Source organism: Jiella flava (genome assembly GCF_017349315.1).
Lineage (GTDB): Bacteria > Pseudomonadota > Alphaproteobacteria > Rhizobiales > Rhizobiaceae > Jiella > Jiella flava.
Window position 1 is genome coordinate 130203 of record NZ_JAFMPP010000009.1, and the last position, 26031, is coordinate 156233.

Consider the following 26031-nt stretch of genomic DNA (forward strand, 5'->3'; position numbering starts at 1 on the left):
CTTCGCTCATCATCCAGCAATAAGGCTGCGCAGGTTTTTCGGCCTATGCCGTCCGCCCGCGCCGTCTGTCGGCGGTCATGGACGCGACTTGTACGACCATCCGTGACATCCTACGTCGTCCCCGGTCGTGGTTATAGGCCGGGGCCTTGGAAAAATCTTCAAAAATAGCGGCATGGTTTCTGGATGTCCGATGACCTCAAGGCGGTGGAAGCTGCGTCATATTGGAAGACGAAACGCCTCGAAGATCTCAGCGCTTCCGAATGGGAACGGCTGTGTGACGGCTGCGGCCGTTGTTGCCTGAACAAATTGGAGGACTGGGAGACCGGCGAAATCGCCTGGACGAATGTCGCCTGCCAGTTGCTCGATGGTCACGCCTGCCGCTGTCGCCAATATGAGACTCGCCAGGCGGTGGTGCCCGATTGCGTCGCTTTGACGCCGACCGCGGTGCGCTCGCTTGGCTGGTTGCCGCCGAGCTGCGCCTACCGGCTCGTGGCCGAGGGGCGCGACCTCTATTGGTGGCATCATCTCGTCTCTGGCGATCCCGAGACGGTCCATCAGGCGGGGATCTCGGTGCGTGATCGAACCGTCAGCGAAGCGGGCATGGAACTGGAGGATTACGAGGATCACGTGGTCGATTGGCCCGGCGAGGATCCAGATGGTGAAGATGGCGACGGGCGCTTCTGACGCCAGAGCTCCGAGCACCGCGACGGCGTGTTTGGCAGAGCGCGCGAGCAGGCTCGATTCCGGATCGTTCGACGCATGATCCCCATTGCCCTTTGCCGCGGCAGGGGCTATCGGAAAACCATGAAGACTTTGGTCGCTACGAAGCAGAACTGGTGGCGGGCGCTCTAACAGAGCGGCCGAGCCGTCACTCGTCGTGATCTCGAAAACAAGGCCGCCTCGACACCCGGGCGGCCTTTTTGCGTCAGACGTCCGGGCCAGAAGGCCAAACCCGGAGAATTGATATGATCGGCGAACTTCGTCAGGATGGTTCGGAGCGCTATGAGACGGCCGGTGGGGTCGTCGTCACGCGCCGGCATGAGACGGTCATCTATGACGGGGCGATCGAGCCGTTCTTCGACCGCCTCGATACCCGCCGTGGTGCGATCCTCTTCTCCAATTATGAATATCCCGGGCGCTACACCCGGCAGGACGTCGCCTTCGTCGATCCGCCGCTGGTGATCAGCTCGCGCGGCCGGGCGATGGTGATCGAAGCACTTAACGAGCGCGGCAAGATTCTCGTCGGCTTCATCGCCGAGGCGCTTCAGGGGAGCGACGAGATCGCCTCGCTCCAGGTCTCGTCCGAAAAGCTTGCCGTCGTCGTTGCCGAGCCGAGCGGTGCGGTGACCGAGGAAGAACGCTCGCGCATGCCGACGGTGTTTTCGGTGCTGCGCCGGATCGTTTCGCTGTTCCGCTCGGCGAATGACGCCGCGATCGGACTTTACGGCGCGTTCGGCTACGACCTCGCTTTCCAGTTCGATTCAGTCAACGAAGTGCAAAACCGCGATCCGGCGCGCCGCGATCTCGTTCTCTACCTTCCCGACGAAATCATCAAGGTCGACCATTATTCGGCGACGGCGTCGCTGACGCGCTACGATTTTGCCAAGAACGGCGTGACGACCGAAGGGCTCGCCCGGGGCGGCAGTGACGCGCCCTTCGCTTTGTCGGACAGAATTCCGCCGCGCGGCGATCACCAGCCCGGTGAATATGCCGAACTGGTGCGGGCGGCGAAGGAAGAGTTTCGTTGTGGCAATCTGTTCGAGGTGGTCCCCGGTCAGGTGTTCTACGAGCGTGTCGAGCATCGGCCGTCGGAAATCTCCCGCCGCCTGAAGGCGGTCAATCCCTCGCCCTATTCCTTCCTGATCAATCTCGGCGAGAACGAATTTCTGATCGGCGCGTCGCCGGAGATGTTCGTGCGGGTCAATGGCCGGCGGGTCGAGACCTGCCCGATCTCCGGCACGATCAAGCGCGGCGAGGACGCCATCTCGGACTCCGAGCAGATCCTCAAGCTCTTGAATTCCAAGAAGGACGAGTCGGAGCTGACGATGTGCTCCGACGTCGATCGCAACGACAAGAGCCGGGTTTGCGAACCGGGCTCGGTCAAGGTCATCGGCCGGCGCCAGATCGAGATGTATTCGCGCCTCATCCATACGGTCGATCACATCGAGGGGCGGCTGCGCGACGGCATGGACGCCTTTGACGCCTTCCTTTCCCACGCCTGGGCGGTGACGGTCACCGGTGCTCCGAAGCTGTGGGCGATGCGCTTTATCGAGAAGAACGAGAAAAGCCCGCGCGCCTGGTATGGCGGCGCCGTCGGTATGGTGCATTTCAACGGCGATATGAACACCGGCCTGACTTTGCGCACCATCCGGCTCAAAGACGGCATCGCCGAGGTGCGGGCCGGCGCGACGCTGCTTTACGATTCCAATCCCGAGGAAGAAGAGGCCGAGACCGAACTCAAGGCCTCGGCGCTGCTCGGCGCGATTCGTGATGCCGGTGCTTCGAATGCCGGCGCCGTCACCCGTGAGACTGCCAAGGTCGGCGAAGGGGTGCGCATCCTTCTGGTCGACCATGAGGATTCCTTCGTCCACACCCTGGCGAATTATTTCCGCCAGACGGGGGCGAGCGTTGCGACGGTGCGAACGCCGGTGCCGGCGGAGATCTTCGAGCGGATCAATCCCGATCTCGTCGTCCTGTCGCCGGGGCCGGGCAATCCCTCGGACTTCGACTGCAAGGGCACGATCGCGGCCGCCCGTGAGCGCGGCGCGGCGATCTTCGGCGTCTGCCTCGGCCTGCAGGCGCTAACAGAGGCCTATGGCGGCGCTTTGCGGACCTTGCATGTCCCGGTGCATGGCAAGCCCTCGCGCATTCGGATCGACAAGCCGGGCATTTTGTTCTCGGGCCTGCCGGCCGAAGTCACCGTCGGGCGGTATCATTCGATCTTCGCCGATCCCGTTCGTCTGCCGCGGGATTTCGAGGTGACTGCGGAAACCGACGACGGGATTGTCATGGCCTTCGAGCATCGCCATGAGCCGGTCGCGGCCGTGCAGTTCCATCCCGAAAGCATCATGACGCTCGGTGGCGATGCCGGCATGCGGATGATCGAAAACGTCGTCGCGCATTTGCCGCGGCAGGCACGCGAAAAAGCTGCCTGACGTCGGGGCGGATGGATCATGCAGGACGATACAGCGACCCTCACCAAGCGGATCGCCGCGATGTCGATCGGCGTTGCGCTGGCGGTGCTGGCCATCAAGTCCGTCGCCTATCAGGTCACGGGCTCGGTGGCGCTGTTCTCGGACGCGATGGAGTCGATCGTCAACGTCGTTGCCGGGGCGGTGGCGCTTTGGGCGGTGACGGTCAGCTACAAGCCGGCGGACAGCGAACATCACTTCGGCCATACCAAAGCGGAATATTTCTCGGCTGTCGTGGAAGGGGTGCTGATCGTCGTCGCCGCCTTGGTGATCCTGCATGAGGCCTGGCAAGCGTTTCAGATGCCGCGAACGTTGGAGACGCCGATCCTCGGCATGATGATCAACGCCATCGCGACGGTGATCAATTTCGGCTGGGGCTGGTTCCTGATCCGGCGTGGAAGCACATACCGCTCGCCGGCGCTGGCCGCTGACGGCCGCCATATGATGGCCGACGTCTTCACCTCTGTCGGCGTCCTCGCCGGTCTCAGCGTTGCCACCTGGACGGGTTGGGCGATTCTCGATCCGCTGATGGCGGCGCTGGTGGCGCTCAATATCTTGCGCGAGGGCTATAAGGTCGTTCTCTCCTCGCTGTCGGGGCTGATGGACCAGGCGATCGATCCGGCCGAAGAGGCGCAGGTCCGCGATCTCATCTCGGCCAATGCCGCCGGCGCGATCGAGGTGCATGATCTGAAGACCCGGTTGGCGGGGCGGGCGATGTTCATCGAGTTCCATCTGGTCGTGCCGGGCGGAATGAGCGTCGCCACCGCCCATGAGATCTGCGATCGGATCGAAGACGTCTTGCAAGAGGCCTTTTCCGGCGTGCGGATTTCGATCCATGTCGAGCCTGAGGAAGAGGCCAAGCAGGTCGGCGTTCCGGTTCTGTGATGCCGATCCGGCGGGCTGAGATGCCGGGCGAGCGATCCAAGCTCAGCGCTCTGCGCGGCGCCACCGCATTTCGTTGAGCGAGGGTGCTCAAGCGCTCTTGCAAAATGCCGGCGCCCGGTTATCCTGCCGGCCATGGACGATGTGAGCCCCATTTCCTGTGTCGATCGCCTGCCGCATGACGGCGGGCAGCACACGCTCGCCGTCGCTCAACTCCTCCTTCTTCTCGGCCTTAGCGGCGACCGTCAGACCCGGTAACAAGGGACGTCTGGCGGTCGATCAGGTTCGGTTATGGGCCGGGCCCTGGTTCCTTGGTCTTCACAATCTGCCCAAAATATCGGATGCGTCCGCCATGCCGCCCGCAACGCGTCGAGGCGCTGCGGCGATCCGTGCGACCAGAAGGTTGAGCTTTGATGTCCGCGATCTCTCAAGCCCCGTCCTCCCAGAGTTTCCCTGACGGCCCCGCCCGCGCCACGATGCCGGACGCGCCGCGCAAATATCGCCCCTATGGCCAGATCGATCTTGCCGATCGCACCTGGCCGTCGAAGACAATCGAACGTCCGCCGGTCTGGTGTTCGGTCGATCTGCGCGACGGCAATCAGGCGCTGATCGATCCGATGGGCCATGACCGCAAGGCCCGCTTCCTCGCCTTGTTGTTGCGCATGAACTTCAAGGAAATCGAGATCGGTTTTCCCTCCGCCTCGCAGACCGACTTCGACTTCGCCCGGTGGTGCATCGAAGAGGGCGGCGTGCCGGACGACGTCTCGCTGCAGGTGTTGGTGCAGTGCCGGCCGGAATTGATCCAGCGGACCTTCGAGTCGCTCGACGGCTCGATCCGCCCGATCGTTCACTTCTACAATTCGACCAGCGAATTGCAGCGCCGCGTCGTGTTTCAGAAGGATCGTGCCGGGATCAAGCAGATCGCCGTCGACGCGGCGAAGATGATCACCGACATGGCGGCGAAGGCCGGAGGCGGCTATCGCTTCCAGTATTCGCCGGAAAGCTTTACCGGCACCGAACTCGATTTTGCCGCCGAAATCTGCAACGCCGTCGCCGAAATCATCCGGCCGACGGCGGACAATAAGCTGATCATCAATCTGCCGGCGACGGTCGAGATGTCGACGCCGAACATCCATGCCGACCAGATCGAATGGATGTGCCGCAACCTCGACAATCGCGAGAACCTGATCATCTCGCTGCATCCTCACAACGATCGCGGCACCGCCATCGCGGCGACCGAACTGGGGTTGCTGGCCGGCGCCGACCGGGTCGAGGGCACGTTGTTCGGCAATGGCGAGCGAACCGGCAATGTCGATCTCGTGACGCTGGCCTTGAACATGTACACCCAGGGCATCGATCCTGGCCTCGACGTCTCCGACATCAATCGGATCAAGGACGTCTATGAATACTGCAACAAGCTGGCGATCCCCGAGCGCCATCCCTATGTCGGCGAGCTGGTCTACACGGCGTTTTCCGGCTCGCATCAGGATGCGATCAACAAGGGGATGAAGTCGCGCAAGGCGGCCAACAGCGAGATCTGGGAGGTGCCCTACCTGCCGATCGATCCGAAGGATGTCGGCCGCAGCTACGAGGCGATCATCCGGATCAACTCGCAGTCAGGCAAGGGCGGCATCGCCTATATCCTGCAGGCCGATTACGGGCTCAATCTGCCGCGCAATCTGCAGATCGAATTTCGCGAGGACATCCAGCGCGTCACCGACGAGAGCGGCGTCGAAATGCCGGCCAAGGCGATCTACGACCGGTTCATCGAGCGCTATGTCGAGCAGCCGGCCGGCCGGCTGAAATTCGTCGATCACTTCACCCGGCCGAACCAGACGGTGAAGGGCGAACGCATCGTCGAGGCGACGATCATCGACGACGGCAAGGAGATCACCATCAACGGCAACGGCACCGGGCCGATTGACGGCTTCGTCGACGCTTTAAAGCGCCATCTCGGCATCGAATTCTCGGTGTTCGACTATGCCGAGCACTCGCTCGGCACCGGCTCCGACGCCCGCGCCATCTGTTACATGGAGATCGCCCATCCGGAGGGGAGGATCTTCGGCGCGGCGATCAACAAGAACATCGTGACGGCGTCGCTCGAAGCGATCGTTTCGGCCGTCAATCGCATCGTCGCGGTGTAGACGGGCGATGACGACCGAAGTGCCGCGGCTTCATGCCGAAGAGAGCGGCGGCGGCCGCTTGCCGCCTCTCGTCTTTCTGCATGGCTTCGACGGCCGTGCGGCGGTGTTTTCCGAACTCGCCGAAACATTCGCGGGCGAGGAGCGCCGATGTCTCGCCTTCGATCTGCCCGGTCATGGCGGATCGCGCGCCTATCCCGGCTTCGGGCCGCCCAATGCGGCGGCCCGGGCGGTGCTTGGTGAACTCGACGGACGCGGCATCGAACGGGCGCATCTGATTGGGCATTCGATGGGCGGTGCGGTGGCCTGTCTCGTCGCGCTGCTCGCGCCCCGACGCGTGGCTTCGATGACCTTGCTCGCGCCGGGTGGTTTCGGTTCGACCATCGGTCTCGATCCGATCCGCGCGATGATGGCGGCGCGCGATAGGGCGGGTCTCGTCGCCGCCCTTCAAGGCATGTGTGCCGCCGACTTCACGATGCCAGCGTCCGCCGCCGCGACCTGCAATGGTCCTGAGGGGCGCGCACCGATCCAGGTGATCTTCGACACGCTCTTTGCGACCGGAAATCAGGGCGTCTTGCCGCTGGCCGCCATCGCCGAGACCGGCTGCCCGATCGAACTTCTTTGGGGCGATCTCGACCCCGTGACCCCCGCCGCACAAAGCGACGATCTGCCGCCGGCCTTTCACGTCACCCGTCTTGCCCGCGTCGGCCATATGCTGCCGCTCGAGGCGCCCCGCGACACCGAAATGGCAATCCGGCGTGCGATTGTCCGCGGCGAGAAGTCTTGAAGCTGTCCTGAAAACTTCGGACGGGGCATCCGACTGTTTCTTTCGTAGCGAAACGCAGCTACGGTAAACAAGCGGTTAAGTGGTCGATTCGGGGCGAGCTATGAGCGAGACCAAAGAAAACATTGCGTCACTCATGGGCACCAAGCGCCTCGCCGATGCTGTGCGCCAGGCCAAGATCGCCGCGGCCCAGCGCTCCGACGTGGTGGTCGACATCCGCGAGGCGGACCGCGCCCGGCTGGAGATCCTAGCCGAGGAATTGCAGCCGATCACCCGCGAAATCGAGCCCGGCGACGACTATTTCGACTTCACCGTCTCGGGCGGCAGCCATCCCCGGTTGTGGATCGATGGCACCGCCAATGTGATGATGGCCCGCGATCGGCGCACCTATCGCTTCGTCCGCGAAACCCGGCTCGGGCGACTGACCCTTGCCGAATCCACTGAGCCGCGCACCATCGCCGATCACGTCACCGAATATGTCGCCGAGCGCATCGTCGAGCGGGAAAAGGCCTATGCGGCCGATGATTTCCTCAACGGTGGCGCCGTTTATCAGCATACGCGGGCGGTCAAGGTCGCGCAGGACAACGCCGAGCCGATGCGCTTGTCGCAGCCGCAGCAGGACGCTGTGCCGGCCAAGCCCCGTCGCTCGAAGGGCAGTGACTTTGCGGTCGCGCTTGTCTGGCTGATGATCGGTGCGGTGCTCGGGGCCGGCGTCCTGCTGGCGATCGCCTCCTATCGCGGCATGATCATCGGCGGCTGACGGCGGCGCGTCCGGCCGCCATCTCCTCAAGACGCGCTCAGATCTGAACGCTTCGGCCCGAGGAGCGCAGCGATCGATGATGGGCTCTTGGTTGTTGGCGCGCCAGCGGGGTTCGTCGCACAGTCATGGTCTTGCGAAGATTAACGACGGTCTTGGCGGTGGCCGCAATTTTGCGGTGCTCCAAAGAGCACAGTCTGAATTGCACGGTTTGCGTTCCATCCGGCGTTATGGCGAGACCAGCCGGAAGAGGTGGGCGAGATCCTTGAAGAAGATCTTCATATGTGCCGCTGGACGGGCCCGGACCAGCGTTTTGTTCATATAGGCCTCCCAGGTCAGACGCTGCACGTCCTTGTCCCGGCAGATGGCGACGAAGCGCTCGCGCTGGGCGTCTGAACGATACCAGAACCACTGCATCATTCCGAGGATCCAAAACACCCGGCCGTGCGCGCGCATGAACGTTTTGCGGGCGCTGGCGAGCGCTTTGGCATCGCCGGTCGCCAGGAAGCGCGAGGCGGCCTCTGCCACCATCACGGCGCTGGCCATGGCGTAATAGATGCCTTCGCCGGAGGCGGGAGCGACGACGCCGGCCGCATCGCCGGTCAGGATCACATCCCGGCCATTATCCCATTTTTTCAAAGGCTTCAAAGGGATCGGCGCGCCTTCCTTGCGAATGGTTTCAGCCGCCGACAAGCCCGCCGCTTGTTTCAGCCGCTCGACCGCCGGGCGCAGCCGATAGCCCTTGATGGCACTTCCCGTGCCGATTGACGCCGTTTCGCCATGGGGAAAGATCCAGCCGTAGAAATCCGGCGAGATGCCGCCTTGATAATAGACGTCGCATCGGGTGGAATCGTAGGCGGCCTCACTGCGCAGAGCCTTCGCCCGGATGATTTCGTGATAGGCGAAGACGAACGAGACCTTATGGGCGCCGGGGATTTCCTGGCGCGCCACCGCCGAGCAGGCGCCATCGGCACCGATCACCAATTTTGCGCAAAGCCGCTGGCCATCGCCCTTTCTCGGAGCCTCGACGTCTCGGCCGGGATGGTAGCGCACCATCGTCTTGTCGCCGAGGCGATCGATCGCGATGAAGTGGCCGGTCAATCGATGGGCGCCGGCGCGGGCGGCGCGCTGGCGCAGCCATTCGTCGAAATGCTCCCGGTCGACCATGCCGACATAGCCGTCGTCGATCGGCATCGACACGCGCTTTTTCGACGGGGCGACCATCTCGGCGCTGGCGATCCGGGCGACCAGCAGATCGGGGGCGATATCGAAATCACGCAGCAATCGTGGCGGAATGGCGCCGCCGCACGGCTTGATGCGCCCCGCTTTATCGAGAAGTGCAACCGAAACGCCTTGGCTGGCGAGACGCTCGGCAGCCGTGGCTCCGGCTGGCCCGCCGCCGACAACGACGACATCGAAGACGGGGATATTAAAGACTTTGTCGCTCATGCCGCAATCGCCTCGCTGGCGTGATGAATGTCGCCGACCGCCACTGTGTTTGAGGGCCCAAGGCCGCTCGCCGAGGAACGGCCGACAATGGCCCTTGCGGCCAGGCGGACGGAGAGAATGAAGAGCAGGGCCTCGACGACGAAGACACTGGCATAGGCCGCGCTGCCCTTGCCACCAAGCCCGAGGCCGACGAGATCGACGGCCACGGTGCCCAGAAATCCGCCCGCGCCAAAGGCGATGGCTTGCGCTGCGCCCCAGATCCCCATGCGCATGCCTTCGCGCCCCGGCGCGCCCTCGCGGGCGAGGCCCATCATCTGGCCGATTGCCGCGACCGCAAACATCCCGTTGAACAGGCCAAGAGCAAAGACGGGCACGCGCAGCGGTATGCCGAGAGGCACGATGCCGGCGGCCGCAAGCGCCGCAAGCGCCATGGCCGAGCCAAGGCAGCCGACGATGCACAGGCTGCGCAAAATACGCGGAACGTATCGTCCCAGCAGTGGTGCCGCAGCGGCGACGGCGACCATGCCGGCAAGCGCGCCGCCGTTCTGGACGCTCGACAGCAGCGTGGTCTCGCCGGGGGTCATCTGGAAGACGAGACCGGCAAAGGGCTCCAGAATGAGATCCTGGCCGCTATAGGCCAGCATGGAGACGCAGATGAAGACGGTGAAACGCCGGGTCTGGGGCTCACACCAGACGGTCGCCAGAGCCTCCCGGAACGCCGGCTTCGGCGGGACTGGTGCAGCCGCGTCGTCCGCCGATGGCGCTGGCTCGACACCGAGAATGGCCGCAACGCTGACGAGGAAAGCGATGGCGCAGACGCCGGCGACGATGACAATGAGCCGCTCGGCCGAATAGGGATCGAGCAGGCGGCCGATGACCGCCGTCGTCACCACGAAGCCGGCGATCATCATCATCCAGATCAGCGTTGCCGCCGGACCGCGCCGCGCCTCGGTGATGTGCGTGGCGACGAGGGTCAAGAGGTTGGTTCCTGCCAGCCCGACGCCGATGCCGATGGCGATGAAGGCGACGGTGCCGGCGAGCACACCGGCGATCCGGTCATTTGCGATCAGGCCGGTCGCGGCTGCCGCGCCGGTGGCGCCAAGGGCGAGGATCGCCATGCCGATGACGATGAACGGCGTGCGTCGTCGCCCGCCATCCGAGCCGTGGCCGAACAGCGGCCGCATGGTCTGCAGGGCGTAATGGATGCCGACCAGGGCGCCGGGCACGATTGCCGGCAAGGCCAGCTCGACCACCATGATACGGTTCAGCGTCGAGGTGGTGATGACGACCATCGCGCCGAGCGCCGTCTGGACCAGCGCCAGCCGGACGATCTGCAGCCAGGACAGATTGTGCGTCATCGTTCTAGCTTCCGATGATGCCGGACAAGGCAAAGGCGGTGACCATCATGCCGGCGACATAGAGGCTGGTGCCCGTCGCATTGTACCAGGGCGCGCGGCTGCGCGGATCGTTGACGAAGTGGCGCATCAGGCCCAGTTGAACGGCGATCGACGCCGTCACGATCAGCGACGAGATCGGAGCGCTCCAGGCAAAGAGCAGTCCCGCTGCCATGATCTGCGGCACCGCCATCACGCCGCAGGCAATCAGCGCGGCGGCTTTGACGCCGTATTGGACCGGCAGTGTGCGGACGCCGAGGGCCACGTCGCCCTCGATCGCCTTGAAATCGTTCAGCGTCATGATTCCGTGGGCGCCGATGCTGTAAAGGCAGGCGATGACGATGATCCGAGCGTCCGGCAGGCCGCTGGCGACCACTGCTGCGCCGGTGAACCAGGCAAGGCCCTCATAGGCGAAGGCGACAGCGGCATTGCCCCACCAGCCATTGCGCTTCAGCCGCAACGGCGGCGCGCTGTAGGCCCAGGCGAGCAGGCATCCAAGGCATGAGGCAAGCCCCACCCACGGACCGAACAACCCGGCGACGACGAGGGAAAGGGCGGTCCAAACAATCGCGACATAGAGCGCCGAGCGCCCTGGCATTCGCCCCGAAGGAATTGGCCGGTTCGGCTCGTTGATGGCATCGACATGCCGATCGAACCAGTCGTTCACCGCCTGGCTCGCGCCGCAGAGCAGCGGACCGGCGAGAACGACGCCGGCAAGCACGATCCAGACTGTGTCATGATGAGGGGGAGCCGACGAGCGCGCCGAAATCGCGCCGCAGCCGAAGGCCCACATCGGCGCAAACCAGGTGATCGGCTTCAACAACTCGATCCCGGCCGAGAGGCTCGGGCGCGTGGTGGCCGGAGAATCGACGATCAAGCGGCTCATAGACCGAGGCTAGGCGCAGCGGGTGCAGGTGTCAAACTAATTTGACACAGAGGTTGTCCATAATGGTCTGGGCTCAGACTTTGAGCTGACGATCGTGTGCATCACCTCATCGTGACCGCGTTCACAGCGTGGGGCGGCGCCGCTCAGGTCCACCGCTTTGCCCGATAAAAATCATCGGATCGCAGTCATCACTGGATCTCGTCGCTGTCCGCGCCATTGTCCGAGACACTGCCGGCGATGTTGTGCCGGCGCAGCTTGGAATAGAGGCTCTGGCGGCTCAAACCCAGCATTTCGGCTGCCGAGGCGCGATTGTTACGAGTCAGTTCCAGCGCTGCCTCGATGCACAATTGCTCGATGATATCCGCCGTCTCGCGGATGATCTCCCGTAAGGGCACACGGCCAACGAGACCGGTCATGTCGTTGGCGGAGCGGAACGGCGTCGCCGGCGCGGGGCGGGCGAAGCTGCGCTGAGCGCGGCGAATCGAAAAGCCATAATAGCGCTTGTCGCCGTCGATGATCGCCGAACCGCTGATCTCGACCTCGACTCCGCCGCTGAAACGGCTGTTCAGCACGGTGCCGAAGCTGCCGACGAAGCCGTCGGCATCGATCGCCTTCATCAAGATGTTCAATTCGACGCCGCGCCGACCGACGATCTCGTCCAGTGGCCGGCCAATGGCCTGGCTGCGACTGGCGATCTCGGAGATGTCGAGGAAGCTTTCGTTGATGTCGTGGATCAACCGGTCGGCGCCGATCACCACGATGCCATCCGGCAATATCTGTCCAACGCGGGCGATGAGATTGGTCTCACGATGGGAGGCCAGCGCCTGCTGTGTGCCGATGAAGCGCAGGATGATGCGGCCAGTGCCCTGCTGTCGGTAGAATTGCGCCGAGACCGGCTCTGCCTGTTGGCTTGCAATGGCTGTCAGCTTGCGGATCTCGGCCTCGCCGGAGCCGCGTGCTGCGGCGAGCAGACGATCTGCCTCGGACAGGCTCGTTGATGCGAACAGATTGCCCAATCCGAAACCGGCAAGACGTCGCCCGTCCCTCTCGAACCGCTGGCGCGCCGACAGATTGGCGTCGGTGATACGCCCACTGGCGGCATCAATGATGACGATGGGTTCGGCAGCGGTATCGAACAGCACCCGATACTGTGTCTCGGCGATGCGCAGTCGCGCATAGTCGGTTTCAAGGGCGAGCTGGGTCTCGACGAGATTTTGCTGCAGCGCCGCCATCGTCCGCAGATCGCGGCCCAGAGCGATGCGGGCACCGTTCTTGGTCAGCGGCAGCACCGAATAGCTGATCGGCAAGTCCGGGCCGCTCGGCATCGGATGGTTGATCTCACTCCGGCCGGCGCCCCGCGAGTCGCGATCGCGGGAAAGCAGGCGCTCGACCTTCTGGCGGCTCTCGGTCGTGACGACGTCGATAAACCGGCAGCCCACCCACTGCTTTTCGGCGTCGGCAAACAGGTCGGTCTCGCGGATTGCGACGTCGGCGATCGTCCCGCTCGAGTCGAGCAGGAGAGCAACATCGGTCGTTGCCGTGACGAGATTGGCGACCAACGCTGCTTCCAGGTCTGCAAATGAATGGCTCGGGTCGGAAAACTGCCGGCCAGTGCTCGGATGTTCCATCCTCAAGGCACCTATCTCTTGCCCGTCTCCCTCCGGTTTCGTTCAAGTCCGCTCGCCTCGGGGCTGTCAGCGGCCATCGATCAGCAATTCCGCCTGCTCGATGGCGCTGTGCCCATCTGTCGCGATCAGATCGGCTCCATAGTCATCTAACGACCTTCCTTCCAAGGTGAAAGCCCATCCGCCAAGAAAGATGCGGGTGTCCGGTCGGAACGAGGCAAATCGAAGCGCCGCCACTTGATTTCGGACGGAAGCTAAAAAGCGCTCGCTCCCGACGCTCAGGCCGATCGCGTCATAGGGACGCCGGGCGGCTTGGTCGCAAAGGCTCTCGAGCGTGGTGTTGGCCTCGACGCAGACGCTCCAGCCGGCGGCGAGGAACAACTCGGCGAGGACGAAGAGACCGAAGGTGTGGTGCTCTCCCGGAGCAACGGCAAGCAGCACGCTGGCGCGCCCGTCATCCATCACGCAGTGATCGGCGATGCCGTCGCCGGCGCGACCGAGGGCGCGAATCATATGCTGCAATCGTGCCGACTTGGCCGAGACTTCGACGAAGCTCATGCGGTCGGTCAGCCACATTTCGCCGAGTTCGCGGATGGCAGGCGCCATGATCCGGGTCAGCACCGTCTCCAGATCCATGCCACGGGCGCGCAGGCCGATGAGATGGTGCCATTGAGCATCGGTGTCGCCGGAAAGGACCAGGCCGAAAAACCGCTCGGCTTCGATTTTCTGGCGATACTCCAGCCGGGCATTCACCGGCTTGGCCGCATCGTCTTCGTGCGAGGCATAGAGCGACGGGATCACCTTCTTGACGATGGCGTCGGAGAGCCGTCCGCGCCAGTCATTATCCTGGTAACTGTCAATCGAATTTGACAATGATGGCGGGTCGGACGTCGTCCGACGATCCGGAAACTGCAATTGTCGCACTTGGGGGATGCCCACCATTGATCGCCCCTCCCCATTTTTATCACAAGATCTGTATGATTAAATCCGCGGAAATAAAGGAGTTTATCGGATATAGGAGCTCATTAGATATTAAGCTTCCTCCAATCGGGAGCATTTTGCAATCGGTAAGCTCAGTGACGATTACTGTAAAATTCGTAGTCGTCAATTTGACTTGACACTTTCGGGCGTCGGTCGCAGAGTTTCCGGCATGGTACCCGATCGTTCCCCATCGCCGAACAGAGGCTCCGCCGCCAGCCGGCCGCGGACGCTCTACACGCCGGCCGAGCGGGTCCGGCGCGACGCCACCGTCTGGACTCTGGTGCAGGGTGTCCTCGCGCCGGTGCAATTCGTCATCTGTCTCATTTCGCTCGTTCTGGTGGGGCGCTTTCTGGCGACCGGCAATGGCTACGAGACGGCGGCGGTTTCGGTTGTCGTCAAGACGGCGGCGCTCTACGCCATCATGATCACCGGGTCGATTTGGGAAAAGGCGGTATTCGGCCGCTGGCTTTTCGCGCCGGCATTTTTTTATGAAGACGCGGTGTCGATGCTGGTCATCGCGCTCCACACGGCTTACCTCGCCATGTTGGTGTGCGGCTGGGGCACCCCGACCGACCGGTTTGCCGTCGCCCTTGCGGGCTATGCCAGCTACGGCATCAACGCGGCGCAATTCGTTTTCAAGCTGAGGGCCGCGCGGCTTGAGGCTGGTGGCGATCGAGCAGGGGCGGTCGATTCCGCCAGGGTGCTGGCGTGACGCCGCCCTTTGCCGGTGAGGGCGCGGCTGTGCCGGTTGCGGGCTGCCGTGAGCGGCCGGTGATGCGCGAGCGCGGTCAGCGGGAGGTGTTCTGCGGGCTGACCGGGATCGTCTGGCTGCATCGCAAGATCCAGGATGCGTTCTTCCTCGTTATCGGGTCGCGCACTTGCGCCCATCTGATGCAATCGGCGGCGGGGGTGATGATCTTCGCCGAGCCGCGTTTTGCGACCGCGGTGATGGAAGAGCGTGATCTCGCCGGGCTGGCCGATGCGAATGACGAGCTTGACGCCGCGGTCGCCCGGCTTCTGGAGCGCCGGCCGGACATCAAGATGCTGTTTCTGGTCGGCTCCTGCCCGTCCGAGGTGATCAAGCTTGATCTGTCGCGGGCTGCCGCGCGGCTGTCTGACCGTCATGCGCCGGCGGTTCGCATCCTGAGCTATTCCGGATCCGGTATCGAGACGACCTTCACGCAAGGAGAAGACCGGTGTCTGGCCGCGCTCGTGCCTGAGCTGCCGAGGGTCGACAATGCGCCGCCGCAGCTGTTGATCGTCGGCGCGCTGGCCGATGTCGTCGAGGACCAGTTCGCCCGGCTGTTCGCCGCGATGGGACTCGACACGGTGTGCTTCTTGCCACCGCGCCGGGCCGGCGATCTGCCGGCCGTCGGGCCCAACACCCGCTTCCTGCTGGCCCAGCCATTTCTGGCCGATGCCGCCAAGGCGCTGGAGGCGAGGGGTGCGGCCCACATCGCGGCGCCCTTTCCGCTCGGCGCCGAGGGAACGACGCTGTGGCTGAAGGCCGCGGCGCAGGCGTTTGGCGTCGATCCGATGTGCTTTCGGGCGGCGACGGCGGCGCCTGAGGCGCGAGCCAAGCGGGCGCTGGCGCCCCTCGAAGCGTCGCTTGCCGGCCGTCGCGTGTTCTTCTTTCCCGATTCCCAACTGGAAATCCCGCTCGCCCGGATGCTGTCGCGTGAACTCGGTGCGCGGCTTGTCGAAGTCGGCACGCCCTATCTCCACCGGCAGCATCTTGCCGAAGAGCTTGCGCTTTTGCCGGAAGGAACGGTGCTGTCGGAGGGGCAGGATGTCGATCGCCAGCTCGACCGTGTCCGGGCGGCCGCGCCCGACATCACCGTCTGCGGGCTCGGTCTCGCCAATCCGCTGGAGGCCGAAGGGCTGACCACCAAGTGGTCGATCGAACTGCTCTTCACCCCCATCCAGGGCTACGAGCAGGCCGGCGATCTCGCTGCGCTCTTTGCCCGTCCGCTCGACCGCCAGACGCGGCTCAGGGTCTAGGGGAGGCGGGCCATGCAACTCACCGTCTGGACCTATGAAGGACCGCCCCATGTCGGCGCGATGCGCGTCGCCACCGCGATGGAGGGCGTCCATTACGTCCTGCATGCACCGCAGGGCGACACATATGCCGATCTGCTCTTCACCATGATCGAGCGGCGCGACAAGCGTCCGCCGGTCACCTACACCACCTTCGAGGCCCGCGATCTCGGCAAGGATACGGCGGAGCTCTTCCAGGCGACGCTGATCGCCGCCCATGAGCGCTTCAAGCCGCAGGCGATGCTGGTCGGATCGTCCTGCACGGCCGAGCTAATCCAGGACGATCCCGGCGGGCTCGCCCGGGCGACCGATCTGCCGATCCCGGTGATCCCGCTGGAGCTGCCTTCGTATCAGCGCAAGGAGAACTGGGGCGCGGCCGAGACCTTCTACCAGATCGTGCGGACGCTGGCCGGATCGCCCCGGGGCAAAGCGATGGCGGACAGGGCTGACCGTGATCGCCGGCCGCTGTGCAATCTGCTCGGGCCGACGGCGCTCGGCTTCCGGCATCGCGACGATGTCGCCGAGATCACCAAACTGCTTGGCGAGATCGGCGTCGACGTCGGCGTCGTCGCGCCGCTCGGCGCTGCGCCTGACGATATTGCGCGGCTCGGCGACGCCGATTTCAACGTCGTGCTGTATCCCGAGATCGCCGGCGTTGCGGCCAAGTGGCTGAAGCGCACCTTCGGCCAGGATTTCACCACGACGGTCCCGATCGGTGTCGGCGCGACCCGCGACTTCATCGCCGAGGTTGGCCGGCTCGCGGGGGGCGCTGTCACGGACGCCGCAGGGCGGATCTCGCCGTCCAATCTCCCGTGGTTTTCGCGCTCGGTCGATTCCAACTATCTGACCGGCAAGCGGGTCTTCGTCTTTGGCGACGCGACCCATGCGCTGGCGGCAGCTCGCGTCGCGACCGAGGAATTCGGCTTCACCCTGTGCGGGCTTGGGACCTACAGCCGCGAGTTCGCCCGCGACATGCGCGCCGCGGCGGCGCAGCATGGCCTCGAGGCCGTGATCTCAGACGATTATCTCGATGTCGAGGCGTCGATCGCCGAGGCTCAGCCCGAGCTGGTTCTCGGCACCCAGATGGAGCGGCATATCGCCAAGCGGCTGGGGATCGCCTGCGCCGTCATTTCGGCGCCGGTGCATGTGCAGGATTATCCCGCCCGCTATTCGCCGCAAATGGGGTTCGAGGGCGCCAATGTCCTTTGGGACAGCTGGGTCCATCCGCTGGTGATGGGCCTCGAAGAGCATCTTCTCGGCATGTTCCGCGACGATTTCGAGTTCCATGACGGCGCGCGGCCCTCCCATCTCGGCGCCGGGGCGCGGGTTGAGCCTGCGCCTGAGATGGCGGTGCGCGCCAGCGAGTCGTCTTCCGCCGTGACGGCTGTCGCCGAAGCTGCCGCGCCGATCGCTCTCGGCTGGGGCTCCGACGCTGAAGAGGAACTGCGCAAAATTCCCTTTTTCGTGCGCGGCAAAGCGCGCCGCAACACCGAACAATTTGCCCTCGAACGGGGTCTTGCCGAGATCACCGTGGAGACGCTCTATGATGCAAAGGCCCATTTCAGCCGCTAGCGGCCCCGCGGGACCGGGCGCATCGGTGTCGGTGCGCGTGGTGCTGATCAGCCTCGACGCTCACATGGCCGGCGCGGTTGCCGCCGCGCGCCGGCGGTTGGCGCCGGAGATTCCAGGGCTTGCGGTCAGTTTGCACGCGGCCACCGACTGGGAGCGCGAGCCGGAGAGTCTCGCCCGCTGCATTGACGATATCGGGCAGGCCGATATCGTCTTTGCCTCCATGCTGTTCATGGAAAACCATATCGAGGCGGTCCTGCCGGCGCTGAAGGCGCGGCAGGAGACATGCGATGCGATGGTCGGCGCGATGTCAGCCGGCGAGGTGATCAAGCTGACGCGGCTTGGCGGGTTCCGCATGAACGCCGAGGCCCACGGTGTGATCTCGCTGTTGAAGCGGCTGCGCGGCGGGGCGAAATCCGGCAAGGGTGAGTCGGCCTCAGCCGGCGCCCGGCAGATGGCGATGTTACGGCGGCTGCCGAAGATCCTGCGCTTCATTCCCGGCACGGCCCAGGACGTGCGGGCCTATTTTTTGACCCTGCAATATTGGCTGGCGGGATCGGACGAAAACGTCGCCAATATGATGCGCTTTCTCATTGAGCGCTACGCCAGCGGGCCGCGCTCTGCCGTCGCCGCGCGGCTGCGTCAGACCCAGGCGCCGGTGCTCTATCCCGATGTCGGACTCTATCACCCCCGGCTTGCCGATCGGATCGCGACGCGGATCGACTCGCTGCCGAACCGAACGGGCGGCGACGCCGGCACCGTCGGCCTGATCCTCATGCGCTCTTACGTGCTCGCTGGCGACACCAGCCATTATGACGGCGTGATCGCGGCGATGGAGGAGCGGGGGCTGAAGGTCGTTCCGGCCTTTTCCAGCGGTCTCGATTCGCGGCCGGCGATCCAAGCCTATTTCATGCGTAACGGCCGGCCGATGATCGACGCGCTGGTTTCGCTCACCGGTTTCTCGCTGGTCGGCGGCCCGGCCTATAACGACGCCAATGCCGCCGAAGAGATGCTGGCGGTGCTGGATGTGCCCTTCGTCTCTGCCCATTCGGTCGAGTTCCAATCGCTCGACGAATGGCGGGTCTCCTCGGCCGGCCTGACGCCGGTGGAAGCGACGATGATGGTGGCGATCCCGGAAATCGACGGGGCCACCGGACCGATGCTGTTTGGCGGCCGGGCGACCTTGTCGCGGACCGACGGGCACCGGGAGATGACGGCCGATTCCGGTCGGGTGGATCTCTTGGCGCGGCGGGTCGAGAAGCTGATCGCGCTCCGCCGCGGGCCGAAGGGCGCGCGCAAGATCGCCGTGACGATCTTCAACTTCCCGCCGAATGCCGGCAGCGTGGGCACGGCCGCGCATTTGTCGGTCTTCGCCTCGCTTTACAACACGCTGAAGGCCTTGAAAGACGAGGGATATGCCGTCGATCTTCCGGATAGCGCGGATGCGTTGCGCCGGGCCATCCTCGAGGGCAATGCCGCGCGCTTCGGCGCCCAGGCCAATGTGCATGCGCGTATTGCGGCCGAAGACCATGTGCGCCGCGAGCCGCATCTCGCCGCGATCGAGGCGCAATGGGGCCCGGCCCCCGGACGCCAGCAATCGGACGGCAGCACGATCTTCGTTCTCGGTGAGCGGTTCGGCAACATCTTCGTCGGGATCCAGCCGGCCTTCGGCTATGAGGGCGATCCGATGCGGTTGCTCTTTGAAAAAGGCTTTGCGCCGACCCACGCCTTTTCAGCCTATTATCGTTGGCTGCGCGAGGATTTCGCGGCCGATGCCGTCTTGCATTTCGGCACCCATGGAGCGCTGGAGTTCATGCCCGGCAAGCAGGTCGGCCTATCGGGCGAATGCTGGCCGGATCGGCTGATTGCGGATCTTCCGAACCTTTATCTCTACGCGGCCAACAACCCGTCGGAAGGCACGATCGCCAAGCGGCGAGCCGCGGCGACGCTGGTCTCCTATCTGACGCCCCCGGTCGCCCATGCCGGGCTCTATCGGGGCCTTGCCGATCTCAAGGCGACGATCGAGCGCTGGCGTGCCACGGCGCCGGAGGATCTGGTTGAGCAACGCAATCTCGAAACGACGATCGCCGCGCAGGCGAGTGCCCTCGATCTGTGCGAGGAGCCGGGCGAAGGCCCTGCGGCAGCTGTCGACGTGTCGGCGTTGCGCCAAGCCGTGGCCGAAATCGAAGCGACCCTGATTCCACACGGGCTGCATGTGGTCGGCGCGCCGGCGAGTGAGGCCGAGCGCATCGATCTGGTCGCTGCCGCCGCCGAGGTGGCGCTGGGGACACCGCCCGAGCGTGCCGATATCGCGGCCCTGGCAGGCGGCGACGCCGGTGCAGCGCTGAAGCGGCGATGCGGGTCTGATACTAAGAAGTATGACACTGTCGATGATCTTGTCCGGCTCGATCGCGATCTGCGTCAGGATCATGAGTTGCCGGCGCTGATGCGGGCGCTCGACGGGCGTTTCATCCGGCCGGTGCCGGGCGGCGATCTGTTGCGCACTCCGAAGATCGTGCCGACGGGGCGCAATCTGCACGGCTTCGATCCCTTCCGAATCCCGAGTGTTTTCGCTGTTTCCGACGGCCGTCGTCAGGCCGAGCGGATGCTGGCGCGACACGCCGCCGGCGGCAATGCTTTGCCGGAGACGGTGGCGCTCGTCTTGTGGGGGACCGACAACCTCAAAAGCGAGGGTGGGCCGCTTGCCCAGGCGCTGGCGCTGATCGGAGCGGTGCCGCGCTTTGACGGCTTCGGCCGCTTGTCCGGCGCCGATCTGATGCCGCTCGACCAGCTCGGTCGGCCGCGCATCGACGTTTTGGTCACATTGTCCGGCATCTTCCGCGATCTTCTGCCGCTGCAATCGAAGCTGCTCGCCGAGGCGGCATTTCTCGCGGCCACGGCCGATGAGCCGGAGACAATGAATTTCATCCGCAAGCACGCGCGGGCCTATGTCGCCGAAACCGGCTGCGACCTGGAGACGGCGACACTCAGGGTATTTTCCAACGCCGACGGCGCCTATGGCGCAAATGTCAACATGCTGATCGATTCCGGTGCCTGGGAGATCGAGGGCGAGCTCGCCGAGGCCTTTACCCGGCGCAAATGCTTCGCGGTCGATCGCAAGGGCCGCACGGCCGAGCAGGCAGAGCTGTTGAAGGCCGCCTTCGCCAAGGTCGAGATGACCTATCAGAATCTCGAATCGGTGGAGCTTGGCGTCACCACCATCGACCACTACTTCGATACGCTCGGCGGCATCAGCCGGGCCGTCTCCGAGGCCCGTGGCAAAAAGGTGCCGGTCTATATCGGCGATCAGACCCGCGGCGAGGGCAAGGTCCGCAGCCTCGAGGAACAGGTGGCTCTCGAAACCCGCACCCGCATGCTCAATCCGAAATGGATCGAGGCGATGCTGGCGCATGGATACGAAGGCGTACGGCAAATCGAGAGCCACGTCACCAACACGCTCGGCTGGTCGGCCACCACCGGTCAGGTCAGCCCCTGGGTCTATAAGCGTCTGGCCGAGACCTTCGTGCTTGACCCTGCCATGCGCGAACGGCTGGCCAGCCTCAATCCGACCGCCTCGGCGCGCATGGCCGACCGGCTGATCGAGGCCGAGGAGCGCCATTACTGGAAACCCGACGAGGCCGAGCGCGCCGCGCTGCGTGAAGCCGGCGCCGATCTCGAAGACCGCCTCGAAGGCATCAAGACCACGGAGGTTGCGGCGGCATGACTGCGCTCAAGACCACACTCCCCTTGCCCCGCACCGTGCATCGCCGTGAAGACGGCGAGGGTTCGGTTCAGGTGAAAATGAACACCGGGCCGAAGATCGACGGTGCCAAGGTCTTTGCGATCTACGGCAAAGGCGGCATCGGCAAGTCGACCACCTCGTCGAACCTCTCCGTTGCCTTTTCCAAGCTCGGCAAGCGGGTTCTGCAGATCGGCTGCGATCCCAAGCACGATTCCACCTTCACATTGACCAAGCGCCTTCAGCCGACGGTGATCGACGTCCTCGAAACGGTGAATTTTCACGCCGAAGAGCTGCAGCCGGAAGATTTCGTCTTCGAGGGTTATAACGGCGTCATGTGCGTCGAGGCGGGCGGCCCGCCGGCCGGCACCGGCTGCGGCGGCTATGTCGTCGGCCAGACCGTGAAGCTTTTGAAGGAGCATCACCTTCTGGAGGACACCGACGTCGTGATCTTCGACGTCCTCGGCGATGTCGTCTGCGGAGGCTTTGCTGCGCCGTTGCAGCATGCCGACCGGGCGCTGGTCGTCACCGCCAACGATTTCGACTCGATCTTCGCGATGAACCGCATCGTCGCGGCGATTCAGGCCAAGGCCAAGAATTACGACGTTCGACTTGGCGGCGTCATCGCCAACCGCTCGGCCACGACCGACGAGATCGACCGCTTCAATGCCGCGGTCGGGCTGGAGCGGGTGGCGCATTTTCCGGATCTCGACGCCATTCGCCGCTCGCGGCTGAAGAAGGCGACGCTGTTCGAAATGGAGGATTCGCCAGAGATCAAGGCGGTGCAGGACGAATATCTGCGCCTCGCCGCGGCGCTTGACGCCGGGGTCGAGGCGATGGACGGCAAGTCGATGAAAGACCGCGATATTTTTGATTTTCTCGGGTTCGAGTGAGGCCGGCCATGAGCGACGTCGCAACCTATGAAGTCCGGCGCAGCGAGATCGAAATCTATTTCGATCGCACCGCTGCCGAGGCATGGAAGAGGCTCACCTCGGACGTGCCGCTCGGGCGGATCCGGGCCAGCGTGCGGGCCGGGCGCGACGCCATGCGCGCGAGCCTCTTGGCGATGCTGCCGGAGGATCTGTCCGGGTGCCGGGTTCTCGATGCCGGCTGCGGCACCGGCGCGTTGGCGATCGCGCTGGCCAAGCGGGGCGCCCGCGTCGTCGCCGTCGACCTGTCGCCAACCCTGATCCAGCATGCACGGGAACTGGCGGTTGCGGCCGGCGTCGACGGGGCGATCGACTTTGCCAGCGGCGACATGCTGGCCGCCGATCATGGCCGCTTCGACCACGTCGTGTTGATGGATTCGCTCATTCATTACGAGCCCGCCGATGCGGCGGCTGCGCTCGCCAGCCTGTCAGCGCGCTGCGATCGTTCGATCGTCTTTACCGTTGTGCCGAAGACGGCGCTGCTTGCCGGCATGCACCGTATCGGCCGGCTGTTTCCGCGTGGCGACCGGGCGCCGGCGATCGTGCCGGTGGCGATCGGTGGATTTTGCGCGCGTCTCGACGTCCATCCGAGCCTCGCCGGCTGGAGCATCGGCGCGGAGCGGCGGATCGCCAGCGGGTTTTACAAGAGCCACGGCATGGAGCTCGTGCGGTCATGAGGAGCTGGCGCAAAAGGGCTGCTGCGGGGCCGGCGGTCGAATGGCCGGTGGATGCGATCCGCTTTCCGATGGGTCGCTTCTTCATGGCGATCATGCCGTTCTCCGACGCGGCGACCATCGAGCTGCCCTTCGGGCGGCTGATGCGGCTGTCGTTGTTTCAGGTCTCGGTCGGTATCACCTTGGTGTTGCTCGGCGGCACGCTCAATCGCGTCATGGCGGTGGAACTCGGCATTCCGGTCTCGCTGATCGCCATCGCTCTCGCCGTGCCGCTCGTTGCCGCCCCGGCACGCGCGCTGATCGGCCACAAGTCGGATACCCACCGGTCCTATCTCGGCTGGCGCCGGGTGCCGTATATCTGGATGGGAGCGCTGGTCCAGTTCGGCGGGTTGGCGCTGATGCCGATCTCACTGCTGATCATTTCCGAGGCCAAGCCCGGCACGGTCATCTATGGCGAGGCCGGCATGATGCTCGCCTTCCTGATGACCGGCTTCGGCCTGTTGACCGTGCAGACCACCGGGCTGGCGCTCGCCACCGATCTGGCCTCTGAGGAGAAGCGGCCGCGCGTCGTCGCAATGCTCTACACCATGCTGCTGGTCGGCATGATCCTCGGCTCGCTCGCCATCGGGCGGTTGCTGGGAGAGTTTTCGCCATTGCGTCTGATCGAGGTGCTGAAGGGCTCGGCTCTCGTGACGATCGGTCTGACGGTGATCGCCATCTGGAAGCAGGAGCCGCGGCGGCGCGACATCGCTCCGTCGGCCGAGCCAAAAGAGCCGTTCCGCATAGCGCTGCGGGCGCTGCGCCAGCAAAAAGGTCTCAACCGGCTGCTCGTTGCGCTGGCCATCGGCACCGCCGCCTTCGGGATGCAGGACGTGCTGCTCGAGCCCTATGGCGGCGTCGTTCTGCATATGTCGGTCGGCTCGACGACGCTGCTCACCGCGCTTTATGCCAGCGGCAGCCTGATTGGCTACCTGATCGCGGCCAAGCTGATGGGCAAGGGCGGCAATCCCTATGTCGTCGCGGGCGTCGGCTTGATGCTGGGTCTGCCGGGCTTTGCGTCGGTGATCATGGCGGCGCCCTTTGATTCGATCGTGGTGTTTTCGCTTGGCATTGTCGTCATCGGCCTTGGCAGCGGGCTGTTCGCGGTCTCGATGCTGATCGCCGCGATGGGCATGGTCAGCGCCGGCCGGGGCGGCATCGCGCTGGGTGCCTGGAGTGCGGTGCAGGCGATGGCATTGGGGCTCTCTGTCGCCTTTGGCGGCTTCTTGCGCGACAGCATCGTTGGCCTCGCCGATGCGCATTGGCTGGGGGCAGCCTTCGCCAGCCCCGCGAGCGGTTATTCCGTCGTCTATCTCGTTGAAATTATTCTCGTCTTCGCCGCGTTGGCGAGCCTTGGCCCGTTGGTCAAGCCGCAGCGCATCGAACCGCGCGCCAAGCCACCGGCGCGGTTCGGTCTTGCCGATCTGCCGAACTAAAATTTCCAAGGGAGCGCGTGCCGTGCCAGGTCATTCCTTCACCCAGCAGCTCGATATCCCTCTGCTGCTTTTAATCTTGTTCTTTCTATTTTTCCTGGGGCTGGTCTATTACCTGCGACAGGAGGACAAGCGCGAGGGCTATCCGCTGCAGAGCGACCGCACCGTCGGCACCGGCGGGCGGGTCAGCGTGGTCGGCTTTCCCCCGATGCCGAAGCCGAAGACGTTTCGACTGATGCATGGCGGCGCGGTGATGGCGCCGCGGGTCGAGCCGGACCGCGATCTCAACGCTTTTTCCGCCTATGAATTTCCCGGATCGCCGATCATGCCGTCCGGCGATCCGCTGGTCGATGGCATCGGCCCCGCGGCCTATGGGCTGAAATCCGACACCCCGGATCTGACCGTCGACGGGGCGCTGAAGCTCGTGCCGTTGCGCAACAATTCCCAATATTGGCTGGAAGAGACCGGCACCAATCCGATCGGCATGACGGCTATCGCGCGGGACGGCCTGGAGGTCGGTACCGTGGTGGATGTCTGGATCAACGCGCTCGAATATTTCCCGCGTTATCTGGAGATCGCGGCCAATGTCGAATCCGGAGGCCAGCGGATCGTCGCGCCGATCGCCTTCGCCACCATCAAAAGCAGCCGGAAGATCGTCCGTTTTTCGGCGCTGAGCCGGGCACAATTTTTCAATGTGCCGCGGCTCGCCAGCGCAGATCAGATCACCATGCGCGAGGAGGACCGTCTCAACGGTTATTTCGCCGGCGGGGCCTTCTATGGCGGCTCATCAATGGAGGACGCTTTGTCATGAGCACCGAGTTGGAGGAATTCGACGACATCAAGACGGTCGTCACCGAAGCCGAATTGCCGAAGGGCGAACGGATCCTCTGGCAGGTTCGCCCCGATTGGTGGCGGCTGGCCCTTGGCGCGTTTCGGCTGAAGCTTGTCGGTCTCTACTTCATGATCTTCGCGCTGTGGAAGATCGGTGTGACCCATCATGAGACCGGCTCGTGGGCACAGGGCGTCGGCGATGCGGCAACGCTGCTGCCGGCGCTGGGTGTCGGTGTCGCGATGATCATGCTTTATGCCTATATCACCGCCCGGGCGACGAGCTTCACGCTGACCTCCCGGCGGCTGGTGATGCGCTTCGGTATCGCTTTGCCGGCGCAGCTCAACATTCCGCTCGGCGAGATCGACCATGCGGCGCTGAAGCTCCATGCCGACGGCACCGGCGACCTGCCGCTGAAAGTCGGCAAGATCGGACGTCCGTCATATTTTCAGCTGTGGCCCTATGCGCGTCCCTGGCGGCTCGGCGCCGCCGAGCCGATGCTGCGCGCCGTGCCGGACGCGGCCGAGGCCGCGCGGACCATCGCCAAGGCCCTCGTCGCCCATCAAGGCGGCACCCGCAGCGTCGTCGCGGGCAACGCCGGCCAGAGCGCACCGAAGTCGGCGACCGGTTTTGCCGGCGCTCATCCGGCAGCGGTCTAAAGCAGCGGCCCGGGAGCTGTGTCCCGGTCTGAC

General features: G+C 64.6%; 20 protein-coding genes. 15 read left to right on the forward strand and 5 right to left on the reverse strand.

Annotated features, from left to right (window positions below; translation table 11 throughout):
- Nucleotides 1-183: 183 nt before the first annotated feature.
- The 6 genes from J1C48_RS11970 (at nucleotide 184) to J1C48_RS11995 (ending at nucleotide 7758) form a co-directional block, all read left to right on the forward strand.
- Complete coding sequence (locus tag J1C48_RS11970; RefSeq protein WP_207258083.1) at nucleotides 184-684, forward strand: YcgN family cysteine cluster protein; 501 nt, start codon at nucleotides 184-186, stop codon at nucleotides 682-684.
- Nucleotides 685-965: 281 nt separating this feature from the next.
- Nucleotides 966-3155, forward strand: a complete 2190-nt coding sequence (locus J1C48_RS11975; protein ID WP_207258084.1) for an anthranilate synthase — start codon at nucleotides 966-968, stop codon at nucleotides 3153-3155.
- 18 nt (nucleotides 3156-3173) lie between these two features.
- On the forward strand, nucleotides 3174-4076 hold the full coding sequence (locus tag J1C48_RS11980) for a cation diffusion facilitator family transporter (RefSeq protein ID WP_207258085.1): 903 nt from the start codon (nucleotides 3174-3176) through the stop codon (nucleotides 4074-4076).
- 473 nt (nucleotides 4077-4549) lie between these two features.
- The gene (gene leuA / locus J1C48_RS11985; RefSeq protein ID WP_231081753.1) at nucleotides 4550-6217 is read left to right on the forward strand and encodes a 2-isopropylmalate synthase; all 1668 of its coding nucleotides are present in this window, start codon (nucleotides 4550-4552) and stop codon (nucleotides 6215-6217) included.
- 7 nt (nucleotides 6218-6224) lie between these two features.
- A complete protein-coding gene (locus J1C48_RS11990) occupies nucleotides 6225-7001 on the forward strand; it encodes an alpha/beta fold hydrolase (RefSeq protein WP_207258087.1) in 777 nt (258 codons plus the stop codon).
- Nucleotides 7002-7101: 100 nt separating this feature from the next.
- Nucleotides 7102-7758: a hypothetical protein gene (locus J1C48_RS11995; protein WP_207258088.1), complete on the forward strand. Its 657-nt coding sequence runs from the start codon at nucleotides 7102-7104 to the stop codon at nucleotides 7756-7758.
- A 225-nt stretch (nucleotides 7759-7983) separates the two neighbouring features.
- On the opposite strand, the gene J1C48_RS12000 is transcribed toward J1C48_RS11995, so the two are convergent.
- The 5 genes from J1C48_RS12000 to J1C48_RS12020 form a co-directional block, all read right to left on the reverse strand.
- A complete protein-coding gene (locus J1C48_RS12000; RefSeq protein WP_207258089.1) occupies nucleotides 7984-9204 on the reverse strand; it encodes a geranylgeranyl diphosphate reductase in 1221 nt (406 codons plus the stop codon).
- Nucleotides 9201-10562 carry a BCD family MFS transporter gene (locus J1C48_RS12005; protein ID WP_207258090.1) on the reverse strand — a complete coding sequence of 454 codons (1362 nt, stop codon included), beginning with the start codon at nucleotides 10560-10562 and terminating at the stop codon, nucleotides 9201-9203. Before J1C48_RS12005 ends, J1C48_RS12000 begins: the two co-directional genes overlap by 4 nt.
- 4 nt (nucleotides 10563-10566) lie before the next feature.
- The gene (gene chlG / locus J1C48_RS12010) at nucleotides 10567-11484 is read right to left on the reverse strand and encodes a chlorophyll synthase ChlG (RefSeq protein ID WP_207258091.1); all 918 of its coding nucleotides are present in this window, start codon (nucleotides 11482-11484) and stop codon (nucleotides 10567-10569) included.
- A 188-nt stretch (nucleotides 11485-11672) separates the two neighbouring features.
- Nucleotides 11673-13112 (reverse strand): transcriptional regulator PpsR, encoded by a 1440-nt coding sequence (ppsR, locus tag J1C48_RS12015; RefSeq protein WP_207258092.1) that lies wholly within the window; start codon nucleotides 13110-13112, stop codon nucleotides 11673-11675.
- Nucleotides 13113-13178: 66 nt separating this feature from the next.
- Nucleotides 13179-13982: a cobalamin B12-binding domain-containing protein gene (locus J1C48_RS12020; protein WP_207258093.1), complete on the reverse strand. Its 804-nt coding sequence runs from the start codon at nucleotides 13980-13982 to the stop codon at nucleotides 13179-13181.
- 277 nt (nucleotides 13983-14259) lie between these two features.
- Here J1C48_RS12020 and bchF point away from each other — a divergent pair, with 277 nt between their 5' ends.
- The 9 genes from bchF to puhB all read left to right on the forward strand — a co-directional run bounded on the left by bchF (nucleotide 14260) and on the right by puhB (nucleotide 25998).
- Nucleotides 14260-14802, forward strand: coding sequence for a 2-vinyl bacteriochlorophyllide hydratase (gene bchF, locus J1C48_RS12025; protein WP_207258094.1), 543 nt, complete (start codon nucleotides 14260-14262; stop codon nucleotides 14800-14802).
- 29 nt (nucleotides 14803-14831) lie between these two features.
- On the forward strand, nucleotides 14832-16091 hold the full coding sequence (locus J1C48_RS12030; protein WP_343217698.1) for a ferredoxin:protochlorophyllide reductase (ATP-dependent) subunit N: 1260 nt from the start codon (nucleotides 14832-14834) through the stop codon (nucleotides 16089-16091).
- A 12-nt stretch (nucleotides 16092-16103) separates the two neighbouring features.
- On the forward strand, nucleotides 16104-17699 hold the full coding sequence (bchB, locus tag J1C48_RS12035; protein WP_207258095.1) for a ferredoxin:protochlorophyllide reductase (ATP-dependent) subunit B: 1596 nt from the start codon (nucleotides 16104-16106) through the stop codon (nucleotides 17697-17699).
- The gene (locus J1C48_RS12040) at nucleotides 17674-21420 is read left to right on the forward strand and encodes a magnesium chelatase subunit H (protein WP_207258125.1); all 3747 of its coding nucleotides are present in this window, start codon (nucleotides 17674-17676) and stop codon (nucleotides 21418-21420) included. The genes bchB and J1C48_RS12040 overlap by 26 nt, the downstream gene beginning before the upstream one ends.
- Nucleotides 21417-22328, forward strand: coding sequence for a ferredoxin:protochlorophyllide reductase (ATP-dependent) iron-sulfur ATP-binding protein (gene bchL / locus J1C48_RS12045; protein WP_207258096.1), 912 nt, complete (start codon nucleotides 21417-21419; stop codon nucleotides 22326-22328). The genes J1C48_RS12040 and bchL overlap by 4 nt, the downstream gene beginning before the upstream one ends.
- Nucleotides 22329-22336: 8 nt before the next feature.
- Entirely contained in the window at nucleotides 22337-23041 is a 705-nt protein-coding gene (gene bchM / locus J1C48_RS12050; protein WP_207258097.1) for a magnesium protoporphyrin IX methyltransferase, read from the forward strand.
- Nucleotides 23042-23109: 68 nt separating this feature from the next.
- Nucleotides 23110-24513: a BCD family MFS transporter gene (locus J1C48_RS12055; RefSeq protein WP_207258126.1), complete on the forward strand. Its 1404-nt coding sequence runs from the start codon at nucleotides 23110-23112 to the stop codon at nucleotides 24511-24513.
- Nucleotides 24514-24535: 22 nt separating this feature from the next.
- A complete protein-coding gene (gene puhA, locus J1C48_RS12060; protein WP_207258098.1) occupies nucleotides 24536-25321 on the forward strand; it encodes a photosynthetic reaction center subunit H in 786 nt (261 codons plus the stop codon).
- Nucleotides 25318-25998: a photosynthetic complex putative assembly protein PuhB gene (puhB, locus tag J1C48_RS12065; protein WP_207258099.1), complete on the forward strand. Its 681-nt coding sequence runs from the start codon at nucleotides 25318-25320 to the stop codon at nucleotides 25996-25998. Before puhA ends, puhB begins: the two co-directional genes overlap by 4 nt.
- Nucleotides 25999-26031 lie beyond the last annotated feature (33 nt).

Coding starts and splice junctions, on each gene's coding strand:
- J1C48_RS12040 (WP_207258125.1), top strand. CDS start 17,674: ATGCAAAGGCCCATTTCAGCCGCTAGCGGCCCCGCGGGACCGGGCGCA.
- J1C48_RS11995 (WP_207258088.1), top strand. CDS start 7,102: ATGAGCGAGACCAAAGAAAACATTGCGTCACTCATGGGCACCAAGCGC.
- J1C48_RS11990 (WP_207258087.1), top strand. CDS start 6,225: ATGACGACCGAAGTGCCGCGGCTTCATGCCGAAGAGAGCGGCGGCGGC.
- J1C48_RS12055 (WP_207258126.1), top strand. CDS start 23,110: ATGGGTCGCTTCTTCATGGCGATCATGCCGTTCTCCGACGCGGCGACC.
- bchL (WP_207258096.1), top strand. CDS start 21,417: ATGACTGCGCTCAAGACCACACTCCCCTTGCCCCGCACCGTGCATCGC.
- bchB (WP_207258095.1), top strand. CDS start 16,104: ATGCAACTCACCGTCTGGACCTATGAAGGACCGCCCCATGTCGGCGCG.
- bchM (WP_207258097.1), top strand. CDS start 22,337: ATGAGCGACGTCGCAACCTATGAAGTCCGGCGCAGCGAGATCGAAATC.
- leuA (WP_231081753.1), top strand. CDS start 4,550: ATGCCGGACGCGCCGCGCAAATATCGCCCCTATGGCCAGATCGATCTT.
- J1C48_RS11970 (WP_207258083.1), top strand. CDS start 184: ATGTCCGATGACCTCAAGGCGGTGGAAGCTGCGTCATATTGGAAGACG.
- chlG (WP_207258091.1), bottom strand. CDS start 11,484: ATGAGCCGCTTGATCGTCGATTCTCCGGCCACCACGCGCCCGAGCCTC.
- ppsR (WP_207258092.1), bottom strand. CDS start 13,112: ATGGAACATCCGAGCACTGGCCGGCAGTTTTCCGACCCGAGCCATTCA.
- J1C48_RS12000 (WP_207258089.1), bottom strand. CDS start 9,204: ATGAGCGACAAAGTCTTTAATATCCCCGTCTTCGATGTCGTCGTTGTC.
- bchF (WP_207258094.1), top strand. CDS start 14,260: ATGGTACCCGATCGTTCCCCATCGCCGAACAGAGGCTCCGCCGCCAGC.
- J1C48_RS11975 (WP_207258084.1), top strand. CDS start 966: ATGATCGGCGAACTTCGTCAGGATGGTTCGGAGCGCTATGAGACGGCC.
- J1C48_RS12005 (WP_207258090.1), bottom strand. CDS start 10,562: ATGACGCACAATCTGTCCTGGCTGCAGATCGTCCGGCTGGCGCTGGTC.
- J1C48_RS11980 (WP_207258085.1), top strand. CDS start 3,174: ATGCAGGACGATACAGCGACCCTCACCAAGCGGATCGCCGCGATGTCG.
- puhB (WP_207258099.1), top strand. CDS start 25,318: ATGAGCACCGAGTTGGAGGAATTCGACGACATCAAGACGGTCGTCACC.